Origin of the sequence: Endozoicomonas sp. ONNA1 (genome assembly GCF_024606325.1) — a bacterium.
In the GTDB taxonomy this organism is placed as follows: Bacteria; Pseudomonadota; Gammaproteobacteria; order Pseudomonadales; family Endozoicomonadaceae; genus Endozoicomonas_A.
The window spans coordinates 1-8352 of the sequence record NZ_JAHHPN010000494.1 but is presented as its reverse complement, the minus strand read 5'-3'; the positions used below and the strand labels follow the sequence as shown (position 1 = coordinate 8352).

Here is an 8352-nt window from a genome sequence, read left to right as displayed (position 1 = left end):
TGACGAGCTATCAGACCCCCAACCTGTTCCTGTAACGCAAGCCGCTGACATGTGAGATGGGTAAACCCGGCATGCAGGGCAAACCTCTTATGCTATTTCTTGGTTTAAGTCGGTATGAGGATTTTGAGAAAAAGGGCAAGGACATTCTTACTTATAAACAGCTTTGGTTGTCTTGGCACTGTGCTTATTAATTTACCCTATGAGGAAGTGCCCGGCGTTGAGCCGAAGGATGAAGAGCTTAGCAGGGCCGGGATTTACGAACTTGAGCAGGATTTTCAGGAGGAATTATGAAGAGTTTGTATGACACTGACTACCACAAGTGGCTACGCCAGCAGCGGGATTTGCTGGCTCAGCGGCAGTTTGACCAGCTCGACATAGAGAATTTGTTGGGGGAACTAGAGTTGGGTATTAAAGACCATATACGTGAGTTAGTCTCTCACTTGGTTATATTGTTGGTTCACTTGCTGAAGTACGATTACCAAAATCGAGTACTGAAAGACCCTTGGGTGAAAGACAAAGTTCTTTACACTTGGATGCCCAGTATTAACAACCCGAGAGGAGAGATCGAGATACATGTCGAAGAAAATCCCTCATTGAGCAGCCATTTTGAGGAATCACTTGAAAAAGCTTACCCGAAGGCTAAACGGCGGGCCATTGACGAATTAAATGAATATATCAGTATCAAAGCCAAGCGGCTGAACAAAAACAGCTTTCCAGAGCAATGCCCCTGGAGCTATGAGCAGGTCATGCAAAGAGGATGGCTACCGGAGGTTGACAATGACTGATTTGTACAGAATTGACTAACACCCTCTTTCGGCTTTACGGTGAAGAAGATGTCAGGTCGCACACTTCCCGGACAATACGGGCCACGGCACTTCTCCATGGACGGGCATGAATGCCAAAAGTGTTCAGCACCTTATTGGAGGATAGAGTGCCATTGGCGGGTGGTTTGATACCTTCTCTGGATTCGATATTGGCCATGATCAGCTTACGGACTTTCAGATTGCGGTGCTGGGACGCTTCAGCAATAAGAATTTCAGCAAAGTTGCTTTCAGAAACGGATTCAGTGGTGGAGTAGTGGTAAGTTCCCCAGGTCCGGGCACCACAATCGAGTTGTTGAACGATGGCGACAATGGTCCGGGCTGCATCGTCGGCGGGTGTCGGGCAACCGAGCTGATCCGGAGTCACATACACTTCCCTGTTAGCCAGCATCTGTTCTGCCAGTCTTCTGAGAATGTTGGGACGACGCTCACTAATGATCCACGACAGGCGCAGAATAATATGTCGCTCGCACCGTTCACGGATTTGCTGCTCTGCCTGAAGTCTGCTGTTACCAAGAACACCGGTCGGGTTGGTGGGGTCTTTTTCGTTGTAAGGTTCTTGCTTGGTACCGTCAAATACCCTGTAGCTTGAGAGCTGAAAAAGAATAATGCCCTGACGCTGGCAGCAGTCGGCCAATTCTGCGACCGCATCCCGATTGATACTGAAACAGCGGGAAGGCTCATTCTCAGCCTTGACTGGATTGTTATAGGCAGCAGCATTAATGACCAGGTCTGGCTGGTAGCGGCTGAAACAGGTCTGAATCTGCCCGGGTTTGGACAAATCCAGCTCCACTCTGTCCGGTGCGTACCAGGAAATACCCTTATCTGTCAGGGTCTTGCAGACTTCATGGCCGACTTGGCCGGTTTGACCGATGACCAGTACTTTCATACTTGCATTCCAATATCACGGGCTTAATGATTAAGAGACTATTGAAGCATGAATAGGTTTCGGCTCCTAGTTGAGTGTCGTAAAAACACGTCGCGAAATATGTAAAGACACCATGCCCTGCGGGGTAAATTCTGGCAGAATGGCTCGCTTCTTCGACTATGCTTTTTCCAGCTGTGATTAACGAATTGGCGAACACTATGTACGTGGCAGACACGCTTCCGGAAACGGTTGATGATGTAGAGCGCATTCTTCTGGTGGATGATAATCCCACTAATTTGCAGGTGCTGCTGCAGACCCTCAGTGGAAGGGGGTACAAGCTTCTTATTGCGAAAAACGGTGAAAGCGCCCTGAGGATTGCTCACAAGGCCAGGCCAGCGCTGGTTTTACTGGATATCATGATGCCTGGTATGGACGGCTATGAAGTGTGCCGTCAACTGAAAGAAGATCCGGCTACCAGCGACATTACCGTGATTTTTCTATCAGCCCTTGATGACACCAAAGATAAGGTTCGTGGTCTGGAAACCGGTGCCGTTGACTTTATCTCCAAGCCTTTTCAGGCCGAAGAAGTCATTGCCCGGGTAGAAACCCAGCTCAAAATACATCGACTGGAGCAGGCGCTTTCTGCCCGCAATCGTCAGCTAGAGGCTGACAAGGCCCGTATTCTGGAAAGCATGAACGAAGGCATCTTCGGGCTGGATAGCCGGGGGCAGATTACCTTTGCCAATGCAGCAGCCTCCATTATGACGGGCTGGCCAATGGACACCCTCATCCACCGTGGTCTGATTGAACTGATGCTGGGTGAGGCGGGAGATGAAGCACGCAGTCAGCACCTGGCTCCCATTCAGGAGGCACTGAACAAAGGAGTCAGTATAAGAGTGGATGATGCACTCTTCTGGCACAAAGAAGGTTCCTCATTCCCGGTCAGTTATTCATGCACTCCGATTATGGAGGACGGTCAACCCAATGGTGCCGTAGTCGTCTTTACTGACATCAGTAGTAAAAAACGTGGGCAGGCAGCATTGCAAAAGGCTCTCGACGAACTGGAAACCCAGAAGGAAAAACTGACCCATGTTTCCCGTCTGAGTATTATGGGGGAAATGGCCGCAGGCTTTGCCCATGAAGTGAACCAGCCCCTGACTGCCATTTCCAACTATGCACAGGTGGCCAAGCGCATGATGGTCAGGCTTGAACATAAAGACGACGATGTTTACGACTCGCTCTATGAAGCCATGGACAAGATTAATATCCAGGCTCGTCGTGCTGGTGAGATCATTGCCAGGATTCGCTCATTTGTTAAGAAACCTGATCATGTTCTGGGTTGTGTCGATCCGATCAAGCTGATTAGTGATACCGTTAAACTGGCTGAAGTGGATGCTCGAAATAACAGTATGGAGATTCATACTGAAGTAGCGCAAAACCTGCCGGAAGTGAAAGTGGATCCGGTGCAGATTCAGCAGGTGGCTTTGAACCTGATTCGCAATGGTATGGAGGCCATGAGAGATCAGGACACCCGGGACATGGGGATCTGGGTTAAGGCAGGGCAGGTTGATGATCAGTTCGTCAAGGTATCTGTGATAGACCGGGGGTATGGGTTGGCTGACGATGCTGAAGAAAAACTGTTTACGCCTTTCTATACCACCAAGTCAGATGGTATGGGGATTGGTCTGACAGTTTGCCACTCTATTATTCATTCTCATGGTGGTCGACTGACGTTCAGTCGTCACCCTGAGGGAGGCACTATTTTTGAGTTCACAATGCCGATTGCCTGACGCTTCCCGCTCCATCACTTAAACGACAACCAAATGACGGGTGAGTAAGAGGATAATATGAACCCTCGATGGGGCAACTGTATGAGAGAACTTCATAATAACTGCAGTCATCTTTGAAGCATAAATAAATATAACCGCCGATCAAGGGGGAAACATACGACGGTCTGCAACAGTAACTGCCATCGGGGCGTGACCGGATCCACGGATATTTGCCTCTTTCTTTCTGAACATATCGAAGGGTATAGTGCTTCTCCTTCACTTGATGAAAGATTCTCAGTTCACATAAAACCGTATCTGATAAAGCAGGCTGTATGAATAATGTAAATAATAAAAAAATAGCTTTGATATTTTCATGCTCCCTCGGTCTGAAACCAACAAAATAGCAGATATTTGCGCTGTGACCATTAATCGGGAGAACCTCACAATTCTGCTCTTTCGACATCCGAAGGCTTCGGGTCACTTTGCATTCAGCATCAAAGCCGCTTCGATCGCAGCCAGTAGCGAAGGCAGTGCTACGGGGCGACGCGCTGAGGCGAAACGGGAAAGGTTCAGAAATTTTGCTGTTCAGTGGCACTATGCAGGCATGCCATCATTCCTGTATAACCGTCGGCAGGTTATAATGCCCAACTGAGGAAAAACGGCTGTATTCAGTTAACCGCTGTTTTTATGGGGGCAAAATCGGAAAGTCTGGTCCGGCAATGTTGTGACCGCCCTGAGAAATATTCTGAGTTTATGACGGGTCTACAAGGAGCACGCAGTGACTGAACAGGTAACAGAGTATATGCATGAACTGGGCAAAAAAGCCCGGGAAGCCAGTGCAGAGGTGGCTAGAGCGAATACAGGTCTGAAAAACAAGGCCCTGCTGGCGATTGCTAATGAGCTGGAAGCGACTCGGACGTTGCTGCGTGAAGCTAACGCTATTGACCTGCAAAACGGTCTCGACCGAGGGCTGGGTTCAGCGTTGCTGGATCGACTGGAACTGACGGATGCCCGTATTGATACCATGATCGAGAATTTGAATCAGGTGGCTTCATTGCCTGATCCGGTGGGTACCATTGACGACCTCAAGTATGTTCCCAGTGGCATTCAGGTGGGTAAAATGCGTGTTCCGCTGGGAGTTATTGGCATTGTCTATGAGTCTCGACCCAATGTAACCATTGAGGCCGCCGGTCTCTGTCTGAAATCGGGTAATGCTGTGATTCTGCGTGGAGGCAGTGAGTCGATTGCTTCTAACAAGGCGATCGCTCAATGCATCCGCAAGGGCCTGGTGTCGGCTGGCTTGCCGGAAGCAGCAGTTCAGGTGGTGGAAACGACTGACCGTGAAGCCGTCGGGACTCTGATCAGTATGCCTGAGTATGTTGATGTCATCATTCCAAGGGGTGGCAAAAGCCTGATCGAACGCATCAGTTGTGATGCCAGAGTTCCTGTTATCAAACATCTGGATGGCATTTGTCATGTCTATATTGATGATCTGGCTGATCGGGAGAAAGCTCTGGCCATTGCCGTGAATGCCAAAACGCACCGTTACGGTGTATGCAATGCTATGGAGACCTTGCTGATCAACAGAGCCGTCGCTGCTGACTTGCTGCCGGAACTCGCTCAGCGCTACCAGATATTGGGGGTTGAACTCAGAGGCTGCCCGGAGGTCTGTGATATTATTCCGGGTGTTTTGGCTGCCACCGAAGAGGATTGGCAGACAGAATATCTGGCACCGGTGCTGTCCATTAAACTGGTCGGTAATATGAGTGAAGCTATTGAGCATATTAATCGTTACGGCTCTCATCATACCGACTCGATGATCACCGAGAGTTATACTCGGGGCCGTGACTTCCTCAGAGAAGTGGATTCTAGCTCCGTCATGATCAATGCCTCTACCCGGTTTGCAGACGGTTTTGAGTATGGCCTGGGAGCTGAGATTGGTATTTCTACGGACAAGATTCATGCCCGTGGCCCTGTTGGGCTGGAGGGGCTGACATCCCGAAAATATGTAGTATTGGGCGACGGTCATATCCGGAATTGACAGCCTCTCAAAGTAAGGGTTTTTGCGTTTATTCAAAAAAATTGCCATCAATCACAGTGGCAGTTAATGATCGCACACAGTGGTCACTGGTTATGTACTTAGGTACTTAATCAGCAAACAACTATGAAAAAAGCCTGTACAATTCATGTTCAGGCTTTTGATTTTTATTGAGTTCTAAAGAGATATATGCAATCTGAACAACTGAAACAACTGGTCATTGATGCTATTGAAGAGATGAAAGGCAACGACATTAACTGTCTCGACGTTTCTGAACTGACCAGCGTAACTGATTACATGATTATCGCCAGCGGTACTTCCAACCGTCATGTGAAGTCTGTAGCAGACCATGTAATTGACAAGTGCAAGCAAAATGGTGTCCGTCCTCTGGGTACAGAAGGTCAGGAAAAATCCGAGTGGGTCCTGGTCGATATGGGTGACGTTGTGATACACGTCATGATGCCGGCTACTCGTGCGTTCTATGACCTTGAACGTCTCTGGGAGCCCAGCGAGGAACAGCAGGCTACCGGGCAGTCCTGATGCGTGTTCGCCTAATCTCTGTTGGCTCAAAAATGCCAGCCTGGGTCGATGAGGGCTACAGGGAATACAGTCGGCGCCTGGGCTTTGACCTCAGGCTTGATTTGGTTGAGATTCCGCTGTGTCGGCGCAGCAAGGGAGCTGACGTCAGCCGCCTGCAGGAAAGAGAAGCCGGGCAAATGCTGGCGGCAGCAGGGCAGGGAGACCTGATAGTGGCCATGGAAATCATGGGAAAGCCCTGGTCGACGGAGAAGCTGGCAGACAATATGGGTGAGTGGATGCATTCTGGCCGCAATGTCAGCCTGATGGTCGGAGGGCCAGAAGGGCTTCATTCCAGTGTGTTGGTCCGGGCTGATCTCAGTTGGTCTTTATCGCCGTTGACTTTACCTCATCCCCTGGTGAGGGTGGTTGTTGCTGAACAGGTCTATCGTGCCTGGAGTATTCTCAAGAATCACCCTTATCACAAATAGACAGTAAAACTGATGCCGGTGAATACCTTAAAGGACCACAAAGCAGAGCAACGGATTGTTAGTATTCGAGTCTGGTTGGCACTGGTGTTCATGATCCTTTTGGTCATGTTGCTGGTTTCCAGACTTTTCTATCTTCAGGTGGTTAAATACGATGAGTTGGCCACCCAGTCCGAAGAAAACCGTGTTCTATTGCAGACCGTGCCTCCGGTTCGTGGGCTTATCTATGATCGCGACGGCCGTTTGCTGGCGACTAACCGCTCCAGTCAAACGCTGGCTATTGTTCGGGAACGTGTAGAAGATCTTGATCAACTGCTCGACGATATTGCCCGGTTGATTCCTGTGACCGAGAATGAGCGCAGCCGTTTCCTCGAGCAGATAACACGAAGCAGGCCTTTTGAGTCGGTCCCCCTCAAGTTTCGCCTGAACGACAAGCAGGTTGCTCTGATTGCTGTAAACCAGTTTCGCCTGCCGGGTGTTGAGATCAATGCCGAGCTGGTTCGTGAATACCCTGAAGGTAGCTCCTTCGCCCACAGCGTCGGTTATGTGGGACGAATCAACGAACGTGAGTTAAAGAATCTTGATCCGGCTCTCTACACCGGTACTTACACCGTCGGCAAGATCGGTCTGGAGCGTTTTTATGAGCCTGCACTTATAGGGAGGCCTGGCTATCAGGAGGTTGAAGTCAATGCCCGCGGGCGGGTGACCAGGGTACTGAGCCGTGTCAACCCGACACCCGGAAAAGATCTTCAGCTGTATATTGATACCGATTTGCAAAATGCCGCTATCAAAGCGATGGACGGAAGAAGAGGTTCTGTCGTAGTGCTTGATCCCAAGACCGGTGGTGTGATGGCTATGGTGAGCAATCCGGCGTTCGATCCCAACCTGTTTGTGACCGGAATCGATTACGTAACATTTAATGATCTGAATACGGACATTGAAAAGCCGCTCTATAATCGTGCGACATTGGGTGAGTACCCACCGGCTTCCACGATCAAGCCACTGGTAGCGTTGGGGCTGCTGGCCAATAACGTAGTGGATAAGAATGAAAAAATCTACGACAAAGGCTGGTTCCAACTTCCGGGCAGTGATCACCGTTTCCGTAACTGGAATCGAAAGGGTGATGGCTGGATTAATCTGAGTCAGGCGATCCTGCGCTCCAATGATACGTTTTTCTATAAAATGGCTGAAAAAATGGGGATTGATCGTCTCCATGATTTTCTCAGTCAGTTCGGTATGGGGCGAGAAAGCGGTATTGATATTCATGAAGAGAGAACCGGTCTGCTGCCTTCAACAGAGTGGAAGCAGGGCGCTTATGGACAGCCCTGGTATCCCGGAGAAACCGTTATTGCCATTATTGGTCAGGGCTACATGTTATCGACTCCCATGCAGTTGGCTGAATCGGTTACATTGATTGCCAACCGGGGTAAACATGTACAACCTCGCCTGGTGAAGGAAGACATTCCAGAGTTACAAAGCCCCGAATGGGGGCACGATATTGAGCTGGATAACCATTATTGGGATCTGGTCATCAGTGGCATGGAGAAAGTGGTCAGTTACAATCGGGGCACCGCTTATTGGCGAATTGGCCGTGACTTGAAGTATCGAATGGCAGGCAAAACCGGTACCGCTCAGGTGGTCAGTATTCCTCAGGGTGAAGAATATGATGCTGAAAAACTCAAGGAGTTCGAGCGGGATCATAGTCTGTTCGTGGCTTTTGCGCCTATTGAAGATCCCCAGATAGCGATGGCTGTGGTATTGGAGAACAGCAATGGTGCAGCCAACGTAGCCAGGGATGTGATGGACTTTTATCTCCTCCCCAGACTCGCCAGAGCCGAACAGAAGAAAACCA

Annotated in this window: 7 protein-coding genes; 6 read left to right on the top strand and 1 reads right to left on the bottom strand. The window is 49.6% G+C overall.

Annotated features, from left to right (window positions below; translation table 11 throughout):
- Window positions 1-287 precede the first annotated feature (287 nt).
- On the top strand, window positions 288-785 hold the full coding sequence (locus KDK19_RS11305; protein ID WP_257281685.1) for a DUF29 domain-containing protein: 498 nt from the start codon (window positions 288-290) through the stop codon (window positions 783-785).
- A gap of 34 nt (window positions 786-819) precedes the next feature.
- Here the strand turns inward: KDK19_RS11305 and KDK19_RS11300 are convergent, their stop codons facing one another.
- Window positions 820-1710, bottom strand: coding sequence for an NAD(P)-dependent oxidoreductase (locus KDK19_RS11300; protein ID WP_257281684.1), 891 nt, complete (start codon window positions 1708-1710; stop codon window positions 820-822).
- A gap of 173 nt (window positions 1711-1883) precedes the next feature.
- On the opposite strand from KDK19_RS11300, the gene KDK19_RS11295 reads away from it, so the two are divergent.
- From KDK19_RS11295 to mrdA, 5 genes are all read left to right on the top strand, one after another.
- Entirely contained in the window at window positions 1884-3479 is a 1596-nt protein-coding gene (locus KDK19_RS11295) for a response regulator (protein WP_257281683.1), read from the top strand.
- A gap of 757 nt (window positions 3480-4236) precedes the next feature.
- Window positions 4237-5499, top strand: coding sequence for a glutamate-5-semialdehyde dehydrogenase (locus KDK19_RS11290; RefSeq protein WP_257291985.1), 1263 nt, complete (start codon window positions 4237-4239; stop codon window positions 5497-5499).
- Between the two features lie 186 nt (window positions 5500-5685).
- A complete protein-coding gene (rsfS, locus tag KDK19_RS11285; RefSeq protein WP_257281681.1) occupies window positions 5686-6036 on the top strand; it encodes a ribosome silencing factor in 351 nt (116 codons plus the stop codon).
- Window positions 6036-6503: a 23S rRNA (pseudouridine(1915)-N(3))-methyltransferase RlmH gene (rlmH, locus tag KDK19_RS11280; RefSeq protein WP_257281680.1), complete on the top strand. Its 468-nt coding sequence runs from the start codon at window positions 6036-6038 to the stop codon at window positions 6501-6503. Before rsfS ends, rlmH begins: the two co-directional genes overlap by 1 nt.
- Window positions 6504-6521: 18 nt before the next feature.
- Window positions 6522-8352 (top strand): penicillin-binding protein 2 (mrdA, locus tag KDK19_RS11275; RefSeq protein ID WP_257291984.1); only part of this gene is annotated, 1831 nt, incomplete at its 3' end.